The sequence below is a fragment of the Burkholderia sp. LAS2 genome, from assembly GCF_018417615.1.
GTDB lineage: Bacteria > Pseudomonadota > Gammaproteobacteria > Burkholderiales > Burkholderiaceae > Burkholderia > Burkholderia sola.
The window spans coordinates 2,252,883-2,267,122 of the sequence record NZ_CP071052.1 but is presented as its reverse complement, the minus strand read 5'-3'; the positions used below and the strand labels follow the sequence as shown (position 1 = coordinate 2,267,122).

Genomic DNA, 14,240 nt, shown 5'->3' with positions numbered 1-14,240 from the left:
GCGCCACACTGTTCCGGTATCCCGTTGAATTCCGCCCCCGATTCGATTCCTGCGTCGCCCATCGTGCGCCCGTCGGCTTGCCCGGGGCTCGTGCGCGTGGTCGCGGCCGCCGACGGCGGGCTGTGCCGGATCAAGCTGCCGGGCGGCCGGCTCGACACGCGCCAGGCGCGTGCGATCGCCGCCGCCGCGCGCCTGCACGGCTCCGGCGAGATCGATGCGACCAATCGCGCGAATCTCCAGTTGCGCGGCATTCGCGACGGTGCGTCCGATGCGCTCGCGCGCGCGCTGCTCGAAGCAGGGCTCGGCCCGCGCACAAGCGCCGGCAACACCGCCATCGATGCGGCCGCGCTCGCGGCGAGCGACGACGTTCGCAACGTGATGCTGAGCCCGCTCGCCGGGCACGACCCGGCCGCGCTCGTCGATAGCCGGGCGCTCGCCATGCCGCTGCTCGACATGCTCGCGAGCGAGCCGCGCCGCGGCGAACTGTCGCCGAAATTCTCGATCCAGCTCGACGGCGGCGAAGCGGTCGCGGCGCTCGATCATCCGCACGACGTCTGGCTCGCCGCGTGGCGTCGCGGCGACGGCGCGGTACGTCTCGCGGCGGGGCTGGCCGGCTGCCCTCCGGTTGCGCACGACGACCGGCCCGCGTCGGTCGACGTGTCGATCGATCAGGGCGTCGCACTGGTCCGCGCACTGCTGCTCGCGTTCCTCGATCTCGCGCCGGCCGACGTCACGCGGATGCGCGCGTTGCTGTCGATGTGCGGCGAACGCACGCTGCTCGAGCGCGCGCAACACTATCTGCCGTTCCCGCTCGCGGCCGATCCGACGCTCGCCGGCTGGCGGCGCACGCCCGCGGACGCCGCGTTGCGTTTCGGCGCATACCCGTCGCGCGACGCGGCACGCTGCAGCATCGGCGCGCAATTCGCGCTCGGGCGGCTTGACGCGGCGCAACTGGAGCGGCTCGCCGCGCTGGCCGAAGCCGACGGCGACGGCACGCTGTCGATGACGCCGTGGCAAGGCGTGTTCATGCACGGCGTATCGAACCAACACGCGGCCGCGACGCGCGAAGCACTCGCGTCGCTCGGCCTCGTGTGCGCGGCGTCCGACCCGCTGGCGACGCTCGTCGCCTGCACCGGCAGCGCGGGCTGCGCGAAAGCGCACGCCGACACGAAACACGACGCGCGCGTGCTTGCTGCGCGCGTCGGCCATCCGCTCGACGTGCATCTGACCGGTTGCGAACGCCACTGCGCGCTGCCGCACGCTGCCGTGCATACGCTCGTCGCGGTGGCGCCCGAACGCTACGACCTTTATCGGCGCGACGCGGCCGCGGGCCTCGGCGCCCTGCTCGCGCGCCGTCTGACGATTGACCAGGCCGCGATCCGCCTCATGGACGCGCGGCACAGCCAGGACACCACCGATGCTTGACTACATTCGCGACGGGCAGGAAATCTACCGTCAGTCGTTCGCGACGATCCGCGCCGAGGCCGACCTGTCGCAGGTGCCGCCCGATCTCGAGAAACTCGCGGTACGCGTAATCCATGCGAGCGGGATGGTCGACGTCGTGTACGACCTGCGTTTTTCCGCTGGCGCCGGCACGGCCGGCCGCACCGCGCTCGCGGCCGGCGCACCGATCCTGTGCGACGCGAGGATGGTCGCCGAAGGCATCACGCGCGCGCGGCTGCCCGCGGCCAACCGCGTGATCTGCACGCTCGGCGAGCCGCAGGTGCCCGATCTCGCGCAACGCCTCGGCAACACGCGCTCGGCCGCCGCGCTCGAACTGTGGCGTCCGCATCTCGCGGGCAGCGTCGTCGTGATCGGCAATGCGCCGACCGCGCTGTTCCACCTGCTCGACATGATCGACGCCGGCGCGCCGCGCCCCGCGCTGATCGTCGGTTTCCCGGTCGGCTTCATCGGCGCGGCCGAATCGAAGGCGGCGCTCGACGCCGACAGCCGCGGCGTGCCGTACGTCACGCTGCTCGGCCGGCGCGGCGGCAGCGCGATGGCCGCCGCCGCGGTGAATGCGCTCGCGACGGAGGTCGAATGACGCGCGCGCGCGGACGGCTGTTCGGGGTCGGGGTCGGCCCCGGCGATCCGGAACTGATGACGATCAAGGCGCTACGCGTGCTGCAGGCGGCGCCCGTGGTCGCGTATTTCGTCGCGAAGGGCAAGAAAGGCAACGCGTACGGCATCGTCGAAGCGCACCTGCTCGACGGACAGACGCAACTGCCCCTCGTCTATCCGGTGACGACCGAGGCGCTGCCGCCGCCGCTGTGCTACGAGACGGTGATCGCAGATTTCTACGACACCGCGGCCGAGATCGTCGCCGCGCACCTCGATGCAGGCCGCGACGTCGCGGTGATCTGCGAAGGCGACCCGTTCTTCTACGGCTCGTACATGTACCTGCACGACCGTCTCGCGCCGCGCTACGACACCGAGGTGATCCCGGGCGTGTGCGCGATGCTCGGCGGCACGGCCGTGCTCGGCCAGCCGCTCGTCTATCGCAACCAGAGCCTGTCGGTGCTGTCGGGCGTGCTGCCCGAGCACGAACTGCGCGAGCGGCTCGCGCGGGCCGACGCGGCCGTCGTGATGAAGCTCGGCCGCAATTTCGACAAGGTGCGGCGCGTGCTCGACGAACTCGGGCTCGCGAAGCGCGCGCTCTACGTCGAGCGCGCGACGATGGCGAACCAGCGCATCGTGCCGCTCGACGAAGTCGATCCGATGGCGTCGCCGTATTTCTCGCTGCTCGTCGTGCCGGGGGAAAAATGGCAAGGATGACGACGCCGCCCGCGATCGTGATCCTCGGCGCGGGCGCGCTCGATACCGCGCGACGTATCCAGGCGCGTTATCCAGATGCCCTCGTGCACGGTCTCGCGTCGCGCGTCGACGCCGACGTGCCGTTCGACGAACTCGGCCCTCACCTGCGCGAACTCTATGCGCGCGGCTTGCCGATCGTCGCGCTGTGCGCGGCCGGCATCGTGATCCGCTGCCTCGCGCCCGCGCTCGCCGACAAGGGCGTCGAGCCGCCGGTGCTCGCGGTCGCGGAGGACGGCTCGGCCGTCGTGCCGCTGCTCGGGGGGCTGACCGGCGTCAACGTGATCGCGCGCGAAATCGCCGAATGCGTCGGCGTCGCGCCGGCGATCACGACGAGTGGCGAACTACGCTTCGGCGCGTGCGTGCTCAATCCGCCGGAAGGCTATGCGCTCGCCGATCTCGCGCAGGGCAAGCGCTTCGTGTCCGACCTGCTCGCGGGCGCGTCGATGCGCATCGACGGCGCCGCGCCGTGGCTCGACGACGTCGCGCTGCCGCGCGATGCCGCAGCCGCGCACGCGATTCGCGTGACGCCCGATGCGTGGCGCGGCGCGCGCGACGAACTCGTGATTCATCCGCGCAGCGTGGTGGTCGGCGTCGCCGCGAATGCCGCGCATGCCGGCGAAGCGCTTGCTGCGCGCATCGAAGCCCTGCTCGACGCACAGGGCCTCGCGCGGCTGGCGCTCGCGGCCCTCGTCGCGCCCGCATCGGCGATCGGCGAACCCGCGCTGGAAGAAGCGGCGAACACGCTCGACGTGCCGCTGCGTTTCGTCGATAGCGATAGTGACCGCGACGCGCCCGCCGACGCCACCACGCTGCTCGGCCGCGCATTACGCGTCGCCCACACGCTACGTGAAGAATCGAACGGCCTCGCGTGCGCGATCGCATCGCACCCGGTCGATCCGGCCACGCTCGGCCGCGCACGCGGCCGCCTGACGGTGCTCGGCCTCGGCCCGGGCGGCGCCGCCTGGCTCACGCCGGCCGCACGCGCGGCGCTCGCGGATGCGACCGACATCCTCGGCTATACCACCTACGTGAACATGGCCGGCCCGTTTCGGGCCGACCAGCGCGTGCACGGCACCGACAATCGCGAGGAAATGCAGCGTGCGCGCCATGCGTTCGAACTGGCGGCCGAGGGCCGGCGCGTCGCGGTCGTGTCGTCGGGCGACCCCGGCGTATTCGCGATGGCCGCGGCCGTGCTCGAAGCGCTCGATGAAGCCCGAGACCCGCAATGGGCCGCGGTCGACCTGCGCGTGGAGCCCGGCATCTCGGCGTCGCTCGCGACGGCCGCGCAGGCCGGCGCACCGCTCGGCCACGATTTCTGCGCGATCTCGCTGTCGGACAACCTGAAGCCGTGGGACGTGATCGAGACGCGCCTGCGGCATGCGGCGCAAGCCGATCTCGTGATGGCGTTCTACAACCCGATCTCGCGCGCGCGGCCGTGGCAGCTCGACCGTGCGCTCGATATCGTGCGCGTGCATCGCGCGGCCGACACGGTGGTCGTGCTCGGCCGCGACATCGGCCGGCCGGGCGCGACGCTTTCGACCACGACCCTCGGCGCGCTGCGCGGCGACCAGGTCGACATGCGCACGATGGTGATCGTCGGCTCGTCGACGACGCGGCGTTTCGCGATCGGCAACGCACGCGAATGGGTCTATACGCCGCGCTGGTATCGTTGAACGCCGCTGCGCCCGCCGGGTTGCGCATACCGCATCCCGGCGGGGTTCGCACGAATGTGAATGCGCATGCGAGCGAGCCGTTGATCGGCATGCCTGTTCGCTGGAACCGGTCCATCCGCGCGGCGGCGCGCGATCGATCGGAAAAAGTGCCCTCCGCGCGTTTCGATATTCGACCGAATCGGCAAGTTCGTTACGTATCGGAAATCGAATAACAAAAAGAAGAACACCTAAGTTTCCTATTCGACGCGAATCCTCCAAGATAGGCACGCCGCCGGCGGGACACGTGCGTTGCCCCCCGGCGACGATACGCAGGCCAGCGTATCCCTCTTCCACTTGGAGAACACAGAATGAACAACAATGTGTTGCCGCGTTTCATTCCGCGTGGGTTTGCCGCGGGTTGTCTGCTCGCGATGGCGAGCGTGTCGCACGGTGCCGGCGTCTATGCGCCGTATGTCGACGTGACGCTTTATCCAACGCCGTTGGTCGATCAGATCGGCGTGCGCCAGGGCATTCAGCAGTTCACGCTCGCATTCGTGGTCGCGGGCAACGGCTGCGTGCCGTCGTGGGGCGGCGTGCAGCCGATCGGCAACGGCGCGAGCGGCGGGCTGCTGACCGCGCTGTCCACGTCGATCACGAGCTACCGCGCGAAAGGCGGCGAAGTCGCCGTGTCGTTCGGCGGCGCGAACGGCACGCCGCTGATGCAGGCGTGCTCGACGGTTCCCGCGCTGAAGACCGCGTACCAGACGGTGATCGACACGTACGGCCTCACGCATATCGACTTCGACATCGAGGGCGCGTCGCAGCAGGACACGGCGGCGGTCACGCGCAACTTCCAGGCGGTCGCGCAGTTGCAAGCCGACTATGCGGCGAAGGGCAAGCCGCTGCACGTGACGCTGACGCTGCCGACGATGCCGACCGGGCTCACGCAGGACGGCGTGAACGTCGTCAACGCGGCCATCGCGAACAAGACCACGTTCGACGCGGTCAACGTGATGGCGATGGATTACGGCCCCGCGAACATCGACATGGGCGCCGCCGCGATCAGCGCCGCGCAGGCGCTCTATTCGCAGCTCGACACCGCGTTCAAGTCGGCCGGCCAGCCGAAGACCAACGCGCAGCTGTGGCAGATGGTCGGCGTCACGCCGATGATCGGCGTCAACGACGTGCAGGGCGAAACCTTCACGCTCGCGAATGCGCAGACCGTGCTGAACGCGGCCGTCGCGAACGGCTACGGTTTCTTCGGCAACTGGTCGGTCGGCCGCGATCAGGCGTGCCCGTCGGGCGGCACGTATGCGTCGCCGACCTGCTCCGGCGTCGCGCAGCAGCCGTACGCATTCGCGACGATCTTCAAGAAGCTCGACGGCAAGTGGGGCGCGGGCGTCACGCAGGATCCGAACTACGGCGGCGGCTCGGACGGCGGCACGCCGCAGCCGGGCGCACCGTGGGCGGCCGGCCAGGTCTATACGGCCGGCGCGACGGTCACCTACCAGGGCACCACGTATCAGGCGCAGTGGTGGACGCAGGGCGACGTGCCGGGCCAGGCGGCCGTGTGGAAGCCGATAAGCGGCGGCACGCCCGCGTGGTCGGCGACGACCGCGTATCAGGGCGGCACGTGCGTGACGTATCAGGGCGCGAAGTATTGCGCGAAATGGTGGACGCAGGGCGACAACCCGAGCGCGGGCGGCGTGTGGGTGAAGTCGTGACGGTGCGACACACCCGCGCGTGACGTGCGGCGGGCCGCTTCCGGCGTGGCGGGACCGCACGCCGGCGACGGCCCGTTGCCCGCGCCGTCGCGCGCCGCTGCCCTACCCGCGCGCGTGCTCGGCCTGCAGCCGCGCCTTCGCGTCGACGAGCAGCGCCGCATGCGTGTCGCGATGCTGGCGGATCCGCTCGGTCGGCCCGACGACCGACAGCCCGTACCAGTCGCCGTCGAGCGTCAGCGCGACCGCGATCGCCGATAGCTCCGGCGCGCTCTCGCCGAAATTCTCGGCCCAGCCGAGTTCGCGAAACCGCGCGGTCTGCGCGACGAGCGCCGGGAGGTCGGCCACCGTCGCGTCGGTAAAGCGTTCGAACGGCAGTTGCGCGCCGAGCGCCTGCTGCGCATCGCTCGCGAGTTCCGCGAAAATCGCCTTGCCGATCGAGTTCGCATGCAGCGGCCGCAGCTCGCCCGGCTGACGCGTATAGCGGATCGCCTGTTCCGATTCGACGACGTCGAGATACGTGACCGACGCACCCTGGATCTTGCCGAGCACCGCCGTTTCGCGGCTCGCGTCGCGCAGCGCGACGAGGTGCGGATGCACGATGTCGACGACCGGATCGGTCGCGTCGATCGCGGCGGCGACCGTCTGCAGGCGTCGCGTCGGATAGTAGCCGCCGCGCTTGCGCACTTCGTACAGATAGCCGCGGCTCACGAGCGTGCGCGCCATCGCGAGGCAACTCGACGCCGGCACATTGAGCAGGCGCGCGAGTTCGGTGAGCGGCAGCGGCCGCCGTTCGGCGGCGAACAGCTCGAACAGGTCGAGCGTGCGGGCAACGAGTTTGACGTCCATGACGAGCGCTTGATTCGGAACGGGAAACCGCGCGCCGGGCGGGCCGCCGGGTCGCTACGGTCAGTATGACTTCGGCAGCCCGAGCACCTTCTCCGCGATGTAGCACAGGATCAGTTGCGGACTCACGGGCGCGAGCCTCGGAATCATACACTCGCGCAGATAGCGCTCGACGTGATATTCCTTCGCGTACCCCATCCCGCCGTGCGTCGCGATCGCCGTCTGGCACGCGTGGAACGCGGCTTCCGCGCCGAGGTATTTGGCCGCGTTCGCCTCCGCGCCGCACGACTGGCCCGCGTCGTAGCGCGTCGCGGCCTTCATCACCATCAGCCACGCGGCCTCGAGCTGCATCCACGCCTGCGCGAGCGGATGCTGGATCGACTGGTTCTGCCCGATCGGCCGGCCGAACACGACGCGCTCGCACGCATACTGCGTCGCGCGGCGCAGCGCGGCCTGCCCGAGGCCGATCGCCTCGGCCGCGATCAGGATCCGTTCGGGGTTCAGCCCGTGCAGCAGATAGCGGAAGCCGTCGCCTTCGTGGCCGATCAGGTCGTCGCGCGACACGCGCAGGTTGTCGATGAACAGCATGTTCGAATCGACCGCCTTGCGGCCCATCTTCTCGATCTCGCGCACTTCGACATGCGAACGGTCGAGGTCGGTATAGAACAGGCTCAGCCCGTCGGTCGGCTTCGCGACCTGGTCGAGCGGCGTCGTGCGCGCGATGATCAGCATCTTGTTCGCGACCTGCGCAGTCGAGATCCAGATCTTGCGTCCGCTCAGCACGTAGTGATCGCCGTCGCGGCGCGCCTGCGTGCTCAGGTGCGTGGTGTCGAGCCCCGCATCGGGTTCCGTTACTGCAAAACACGCCTTGTCGTGGCCGGCGATCAGCGGCGGCAGGAAGCGCGCCTTCTGCGCGTCGTTGCCGAACACCTGCACCGGGTTCAGCCCGAAGATGTTCATGTGGACGGCCGACGCGCCGGACAGCCCCGCGCCCGACGCGCTGATCGTGCGCATCATCAGCGCCGCCTCTGTCATCCCGAGCCCGGCGCCGCCGTAGGCCGGGTCCATCGCGATGCCGAGCCAGCCGGCGTCGGCGAGCGCCGCGTGGAAATCGGCGGGAAACCCGCCGGCGCGATCGCGTTCGAGCCAGTAGTCGTCGCCGAAGCGTTCGCAGATTTTCTCGATCGCGCTTTCGATCGCGCGCTGGTCGTCGGTCAGGTCGAACTGCATGGACTGCTCTCCCGGAAAGCGTGAACGGCCGCGCCGCTCACAATGGAAACAGGCCCGTCGCGACCGCGGCGAAGACCATCAGCACGGTGGCGGCGAACAGGAACGGAATCGTGAATTTCTGGTGCTCGGCGAGCTCGACGCCGGTCAGGCCGACGATCAGGAACGTCGCGGGCGTGAGCGGGCTCACCGGAAAGCCCGTCGTCATCTGGCCGAGCAATGCGGCCTGCGCCATCTGGATCGGCGGCACGCCGAGCAGCTTGCCGCTCTCCGCGAGCACCGGCAGCACACCGAAGTAGAACGAGTCGGGATCGAACAGCAGGCTGAGCGGCATCGACAGCAGCCCGAGCACGAACGGCATGTGGCGCGCATGCTCGACGGGCACGTGCGCGACGACGACCTCGGCCATCGCCTTCAGCATCCCTGTGCCGGACATGATGCCGGTGAACGCGCCGGCCGCGAGCAGCACGCTCGCCATCATCAGTGCGGCCTTCGCATGCGCGTCGATCCGCTCGCGCTGTGCCTGGACGTCCGGATAGTTGATCACCAGCGCGGCGACCGTGCCGAGCATGAACATCACCATCGGGTCGACGATGCCCGACACCAGCGTGCCGAGCACGACGAGCGTGAGCGCGACGTTGATCCCGAAGCGTCCCGGGCGGCGCAACGCGCGTTCGGCGTCGGTCAGCTCGCGCGGCGCGATCGCGAGCGCGGCCGCGCCGGCGCGGTCGAGCCCGAGCCGTTTCGCCTCGCGCACGCCGAGCACGTACGCGGTGCCGAACACGAACACGAGCCCGACGATCTGCACCGGGATCATCGGCGTGAAGATCGCCGAACCGGGAATGTGCAGCGCGGCCGACGCGCGCAGCATCGGGCCGACCCACGGCAGGAAGTTGACGCCGGCCGCCATCGACGCGACGCACGCGAGGATACGGCGATCCATCCCGAGCCGCGTATAGAGCGGCATCATCGCGGGCAGCGTGACGAGAAACGTGACCGCGCCCGAGCCGTCGAGATGGATCAGCAGCGCGAGCAGCGCCGAGCCCATCACGATGCGCGGCGGATGGCAGCCGATCACGCGCAGCACGCCCGCGATGATCGGGTCCAGCATCCCCGCATCAGTGAGGATTCCGAAAAATAGAATCGCAAAAACGAACATCCCGGCGATCGGGCCGATGTTCTGTACGCCGTGCACGACGAACTTGCCGGTCTGCAGTCCGAAACCGGCCGCGAGCGACGCGGCCACCGGCACGACGATCAGCGCGACGAGCGGCGACAGCCGCTTCGTGATGATCAGGCCGAACAGCGCGACGATGGCGACCGCGCCGATCCATGCGAGCATGATGCGTCTCCTCTTCAGCCGGCGCGCATCGACGGGCGTGTCGATGCGCGGGCCGACGTGATGTCCGAATGTGGGTGTGCGCGGCGCGCGGCCGTGCGCCGCTGTGCGGCACGGCCGACGCCGCGATGCCGGTCAGGTGCGGCGGTGGTCGTCGTTGCCGTTGTCGTCCTCAAACACCTGCGCCGCATGTTCGTTCAGCGCGGGCGGCGGCCGCCGGTACGTGGCCGGCGTGCGGCCGAGCTTGATCGGCGACGCGATGCCGCGGTGCCGGCCCAGCTCGACCTTCATCTGCCGGTGCGCGACATGCGGATGGTCGAGCGCCGCGTCGAGCCCGAGCACGGGCGCGCACGGCACGCCGCGGCGCATCAGGTGCTCGGCGAGCGTCGCGCCGTCGTGCGCGGCCAGCGCCGTTTCGAGCAGCGTGCGCAGCGCGGCGCGGTGCTGGCTGCGCGCGCGGTTGTCCGCGAAACGCGGATCGTCGAGCCAGTCGCGCGTGCCGAGCACGTCGCACAGCGCGGCGAACTGCCCGTTGTTGCCGACCGCCAGGAAGATGTCGGCGCCCGCCGTCGGAAAGCTGTCGTACGGCGTGATGTTCGGATGCGCGTTGCCGGTGCGCACGGGCGCGTTGCCCGAATGAAAGAAATTCGGCGTATGCGGATGGAGGATCGACAGCGCGCAGTCGAACAGCGTCGATTCGACGAACTGGCCGCGCCCGCTCGCATCGCGCTCGCGCAGCGCCATCAGCACGCCGAGCGCCGCGTTCAGCCCCGTGACGAGATCGACGATCGGCACGCCGACGCGCAGCGGGGCACCGCCGGCTTCGCCGTTGACGCTCATCAGCCCGGCCAGCGCCTGCACGGCCGCGTCGTAGCCCGGCAGCCCGCCGAGCGGGCCGTCCGCGCCGAAACCCGACACGCGGCAATACACGAGGCGCGGAAACCGCGCCTGCAGCGCGTCGAACCCGAGCCCCCAGCGCTCCATCGTGCCGATCTTGAAATTCTCGACCAGCGCGTCCGCGCGTTCGAGCAGCCCGAGCAGCCGCTCGCGATCGGCCGGCTGCGTCAGGTCGAGCGCGATGCCGAGCTTGTTGCGGTTCACGCCGAGGAAATACGACGCGGTGTCGCCGTCGAACGGCGGGCCCCACGTGCGCGTCTCGTCGCCGGACGGCGGCTCGACCTTGATCACCTCCGCGCCGTGGTCGGCGAGGATCTGGGTCGCGTACGGGCCGCCCAGCACCCGCGACAGATCGATGATGCGCAATCCCGCCAGCGCGCCCTGCTGCTCGTGTTCCGCCATGCGTCTCGCTCCTGGTTCCGGTCGATCGGACTGCCGGTTCCGGTGGCCGGGCGCTTGCGCGCGGCTTCTCCGGATTCGACGAATAATTCTTGTACGTGAATTTATATTCACACCGGAGAATTATGTTGTCAAGCCCGGAGGGACCCGGCTGCCGCGCGGATCGCGTCGTCGCGCGCAAGCGGGAACGACGCCGAACGCAGGCCGGTTGCGGTGACGCCCCGCCGTTCGCTAAGCTGACGGACCACGTTCATCCCGAACGACACGAGACGGAATCTCCATGAAACGATTGTGGCTGGCGGCCCTCGTGCTGGCGTCGACGCTGGGCGTCGCGCATGCGCAGAACCAGACTTTCCATTTCGGCGAAGGGCAAACCGGGATGCCGGGCGCCGCGCCGCATGCCGCCGCGCCGGCGGCCCGGCCCGCGCCCGCACGTCGGCACGTGACCGCGCCGTCGCCCCATCACCGGCGTGCGGTTCACAAGCGCCGCCATTCGCGCCACACGAAGCCGACGCGCAGCGGGATCTACACGCACGCGTGAGCTTTCGTCCATTCCGCCGTGCGACCGCGGTGCACGGAACTGTCACGAACGGCCGGTATCATCGGCGCGGCGGCTTGCATGCCGTCGCCGCCTGCTGTCGGACGACGGCAGCCGGCGTGCACTTCTCTCCACGATTCAGCACCTGTCTTGCCAGAACATGAGCACCGGGCCGGATACCCTCGCCGTCATCAAGGAACGCGCCACGATCGTGTGCCGCCAGCGCAGCAGCGTGCTGCTGGTCGCGCGCACCACGGCGCGCTGGTCGCTGCCGGGCGGCACGATCCGGCGCGGCGAGACGCCGCTCGAAGCCGCGCGGCGGGAACTCGCGGAGGAAACCCGGCTCGAGGGACTCGCGCTCGACTACGCGGTGCAGTTCGGCGGGCTGACGAAGTTGCATCACGTGTTCGTGGCCGACGTGCCGGCGCACCTGATGCCGCGCGCGAGCAACGAGATCGCCCACTGCAAGTGGTTCGCGGTCGACCGGCTCGACACGCTGCGAGCGAGCGTGCCGACACGCAAGATCATCGAGCTGCTGCGGCTCGACTGTTTTCTGCATTCGTGAGCGAACCGCTTCGCTAAGGTCGATGCCGGCTCAGGCTTGGGCACGGCTCGCGGCGATTACGCGCGCAGGAATGGGCCAGCCTTGCGTTCGAGCAGCGCGACGAGTTCGGGCTGCATGAACGCGTAGCGGTCGGGGATATCGAGGCAGACGATCTTCCGGTGCTTCAGATGCGCACCGAATTGCGCCGACAGTCGCGCTTTGTGCGCGCGCTCCATCACGAACACGATGTCCGCCCAATCGAGCTGCTCGGCGGACAGCCGCACGTCCGCGTCGGGCGCGAGGCCCGCGGAGTCGGTTTCGACGCCCGGCCACGCGGCGAACACCGCTTCGGCCGTCGGGCTGCGCAGCCGGTTGCGGCTGCAGAGGAACAGAGCACGTGCCATGTCGCTTCGCGGCCGCCCGGAGGCCGGCTCAACCCTGCGGAATCGTGCCCGGCCGCACGTAGGCGAGCATGTGCGGCACGTAATCGGCCTTGCCGAGTTCGACGCCGTGATGGCGCAGGATCGCGTACGCGGCGATCGCGTGAAAGTAGAACTGCGGCAGCGCCCAGTCGCGCGCGTACTGTTCGCCGGTCATGTCGAACGCGATCCCGTTCGGCATCTCGAGCGAGATCGGCAGCGCTGCGCCGCCATCGAGCGCATCCGGTGCGAGTTCGCCGAGAAAGGCGAGCGTGCCGGCGATGAGCGCCTGCGCATCGGCCGGCGAGCCGGGTTGCGCATCGGCATTCCAGCCCGCCTCGCGCAACGCGAGCAATGCCGCCGGCAGCGGTTCGCCGCGCAGCCGGTGCACCGGCTCCATCGCCTGGAAACACGAGAAGCGCACCTGCGCGGCGAGCGGACACATGTCGGGCGCGAGCCTCAGCGTCATCGCCGCGTCGGGTTCGTCACCGGCGGCCTGCCGGTGGGCGACGGCCTTGTCGAGCCACGCTGACTGGGCGCGCAGCATCTGGGTGTAGGTCGGAACGAGAAGTTGGGTCGGTGACACGCGTGCGCTCCTGTGCTGAGGGTTCGCGCCACACGATAGCAGCGTCGGCGCGAACCTGCATCCCGGCCGGGCGCAGACGGGCGCAAACGCATGCCGTTACGGCTTGCCGTGCCGCGCGAGGAACCGGTCGAACTGCGACGCGAACGTCTTGCCGTCGCGCGCGCCGAACGGCGCCGGCCCGCCGGTGTCGATGCCCGCGCTGCGCAACTGGTCCATCATCGCGCGCGTCGACAGGCGCTCCTCGATGTTCTCGCGGCTGAACCAGTTGCCGCGCGGGTCGAGCGCGTGCGCGCCCTTGTCGAGCACGGCGGCGGCCAGCGGGATGTCGGCGGTGATCACGAGGTCGCCGGGTTCCGCCAGCTCGACGATGCGCGCGTCGGCCACGTCGAAGCCGGCCGGCACCTGCACGGCCTTGATGAACGGCGACGGCGGCGTACGCAGAAACTGGTTCGCGACCAGCGTCACGTGGATTTCGGCGCGACGCGCGGCGCGAAACAGCATGTCCTTGATGACGGCGGGACATGCGTCGGCATCGACCAGTACTTGCATGGCGGGAGTGTCCAGTGGGCAGAAGCGCAAACGCCGATCATAGCGCACCGCCGACCGGCCATCAGCCGGCGAGATCCGTGCGAAGCGCGTCGACCGTCATCCATCGCGCGCCCCACGCCGCGGCGAGCCGCGCGCCCTGCCCGATTCGCACGGCCGCATCGTCGAAGTCGACGAACACGACGTGATCGGCCGCCGCGGGTCTGGCCGGCATCTCGCGCGTGCGGCCGTCGGACAGCACCCACAGCCAGCGCTGCTTGCCGGGCTCGCGGCGAGCGGCGCGGGCAAGCAACTGCGCGGCGGTCGCGATACCGTCCGCGAGCGGCGTGCCGCCGCCGCCGTCGACCGGCTCGAGCCAGCGCGCGTTCCACCAGCGCGGTACGGCCGGGCCGAAGCGCCGCGCGGCGCCGTTGCCGCCGAAGCAGATCAACGCGGTTTCGACGCGTGCGCGCGCAGCCTGATCGAAATACGCGACGATCAGCCCCTTCGCGAGCGCGAGCCGCTCATGCGACAACATCGACGCCGAACAGTCGAGCACGAAGCAATGTAGCGCGTGCGGCGTGCCCGCGCGTTTCCCGTAGCGCAGATGATCGCGATGCAGCGGGCCGCCACGTTTCGCGGCGAGCGTCGCCGGCCACGCGACGGCCGTGCCGGCGCGCGCCGTGCCCGGCACGCGCGCGGCGGCGCCTGTCTGCCATCGAGGACCGCGAAT

General features: G+C 70.1%; 15 protein-coding genes. 7 read left to right on the top strand and 8 right to left on the bottom strand.

Going from position 1 to position 14,240, the window contains the following annotated elements; genetic code table 11:
• Nucleotides 1-63 precede the first annotated feature (63 nt).
• The 5 genes from cobG to JYG37_RS10420 all read left to right on the top strand — a co-directional run bounded on the left by cobG (nucleotide 64) and on the right by JYG37_RS10420 (nucleotide 6,190).
• A complete protein-coding gene (gene cobG, locus JYG37_RS10440; protein ID WP_283813221.1) occupies nucleotides 64-1,425 on the top strand; it encodes a precorrin-3B synthase in 1,362 nt (453 codons plus the stop codon).
• On the top strand, nucleotides 1,418-2,044 hold the full coding sequence (locus JYG37_RS10435) for a precorrin-8X methylmutase (RefSeq protein ID WP_124593110.1): 627 nt from the start codon (nucleotides 1,418-1,420) through the stop codon (nucleotides 2,042-2,044). Before cobG ends, JYG37_RS10435 begins: the two co-directional genes overlap by 8 nt.
• Complete coding sequence (locus JYG37_RS10430; protein WP_050012643.1) at nucleotides 2,041-2,775, top strand: precorrin-2 C(20)-methyltransferase; 735 nt, start codon at nucleotides 2,041-2,043, stop codon at nucleotides 2,773-2,775. Before JYG37_RS10435 ends, JYG37_RS10430 begins: the two co-directional genes overlap by 4 nt.
• On the top strand, nucleotides 2,772-4,487 hold the full coding sequence (cobJ, locus tag JYG37_RS10425; RefSeq protein ID WP_213345378.1) for a precorrin-3B C(17)-methyltransferase: 1,716 nt from the start codon (nucleotides 2,772-2,774) through the stop codon (nucleotides 4,485-4,487). The genes JYG37_RS10430 and cobJ overlap by 4 nt, the downstream gene beginning before the upstream one ends.
• Nucleotides 4,488-4,834: 347 nt before the next feature.
• Nucleotides 4,835-6,190: a chitinase gene (locus JYG37_RS10420; protein ID WP_213345377.1), complete on the top strand. Its 1,356-nt coding sequence runs from the start codon at nucleotides 4,835-4,837 to the stop codon at nucleotides 6,188-6,190.
• 102 nt (nucleotides 6,191-6,292) lie between these two features.
• Here the strand turns inward: JYG37_RS10420 and JYG37_RS10415 are convergent, their stop codons facing one another.
• From JYG37_RS10415 to JYG37_RS10400, 4 genes are all read right to left on the bottom strand, one after another.
• Complete coding sequence (locus tag JYG37_RS10415) at nucleotides 6,293-7,036, bottom strand: IclR family transcriptional regulator (RefSeq protein WP_050012640.1); 744 nt, start codon at nucleotides 7,034-7,036, stop codon at nucleotides 6,293-6,295.
• Between the two features lie 60 nt (nucleotides 7,037-7,096).
• A complete protein-coding gene (locus tag JYG37_RS10410) occupies nucleotides 7,097-8,263 on the bottom strand; it encodes an acyl-CoA dehydrogenase family protein (RefSeq protein WP_050012639.1) in 1,167 nt (388 codons plus the stop codon).
• A 37-nt stretch (nucleotides 8,264-8,300) separates the two neighbouring features.
• Nucleotides 8,301-9,602, bottom strand: a complete 1,302-nt coding sequence (locus JYG37_RS10405; protein ID WP_124593113.1) for a CitMHS family transporter — start codon at nucleotides 9,600-9,602, stop codon at nucleotides 8,301-8,303.
• A 132-nt stretch (nucleotides 9,603-9,734) separates the two neighbouring features.
• Nucleotides 9,735-10,898, bottom strand: a complete 1,164-nt coding sequence (locus tag JYG37_RS10400) for a CaiB/BaiF CoA transferase family protein (protein WP_089488435.1) — start codon at nucleotides 10,896-10,898, stop codon at nucleotides 9,735-9,737.
• Between the two features lie 277 nt (nucleotides 10,899-11,175).
• Between JYG37_RS10400 and JYG37_RS10395 the strand changes: the two genes are divergently transcribed.
• Together JYG37_RS10395 and JYG37_RS10390 are read left to right on the top strand one after the other, a co-directional pair.
• Entirely contained in the window at nucleotides 11,176-11,436 is a 261-nt protein-coding gene (locus JYG37_RS10395; protein WP_050012636.1) for a hypothetical protein, read from the top strand.
• A gap of 157 nt (nucleotides 11,437-11,593) precedes the next feature.
• Complete coding sequence (locus tag JYG37_RS10390; RefSeq protein ID WP_050012635.1) at nucleotides 11,594-11,998, top strand: NUDIX hydrolase; 405 nt, start codon at nucleotides 11,594-11,596, stop codon at nucleotides 11,996-11,998.
• A 56-nt stretch (nucleotides 11,999-12,054) separates the two neighbouring features.
• On the opposite strand, the gene JYG37_RS10385 is transcribed toward JYG37_RS10390, so the two are convergent.
• The 4 genes from JYG37_RS10385 to JYG37_RS10370 form a co-directional block, all read right to left on the bottom strand.
• A complete protein-coding gene (locus JYG37_RS10385; RefSeq protein ID WP_050012634.1) occupies nucleotides 12,055-12,381 on the bottom strand; it encodes a low molecular weight protein tyrosine phosphatase family protein in 327 nt (108 codons plus the stop codon).
• A 28-nt stretch (nucleotides 12,382-12,409) separates the two neighbouring features.
• On the bottom strand, nucleotides 12,410-12,982 hold the full coding sequence (locus JYG37_RS10380; protein ID WP_213345376.1) for a DUF1993 domain-containing protein: 573 nt from the start codon (nucleotides 12,980-12,982) through the stop codon (nucleotides 12,410-12,412).
• A 96-nt stretch (nucleotides 12,983-13,078) separates the two neighbouring features.
• The gene (locus tag JYG37_RS10375) at nucleotides 13,079-13,531 is read right to left on the bottom strand and encodes a YaiI/YqxD family protein (RefSeq protein ID WP_089488434.1); all 453 of its coding nucleotides are present in this window, start codon (nucleotides 13,529-13,531) and stop codon (nucleotides 13,079-13,081) included.
• A 61-nt stretch (nucleotides 13,532-13,592) separates the two neighbouring features.
• Entirely contained in the window at nucleotides 13,593-14,201 is a 609-nt protein-coding gene (locus tag JYG37_RS10370) for a vWA domain-containing protein (RefSeq protein ID WP_050012631.1), read from the bottom strand.
• Nucleotides 14,202-14,240 lie beyond the last annotated feature (39 nt).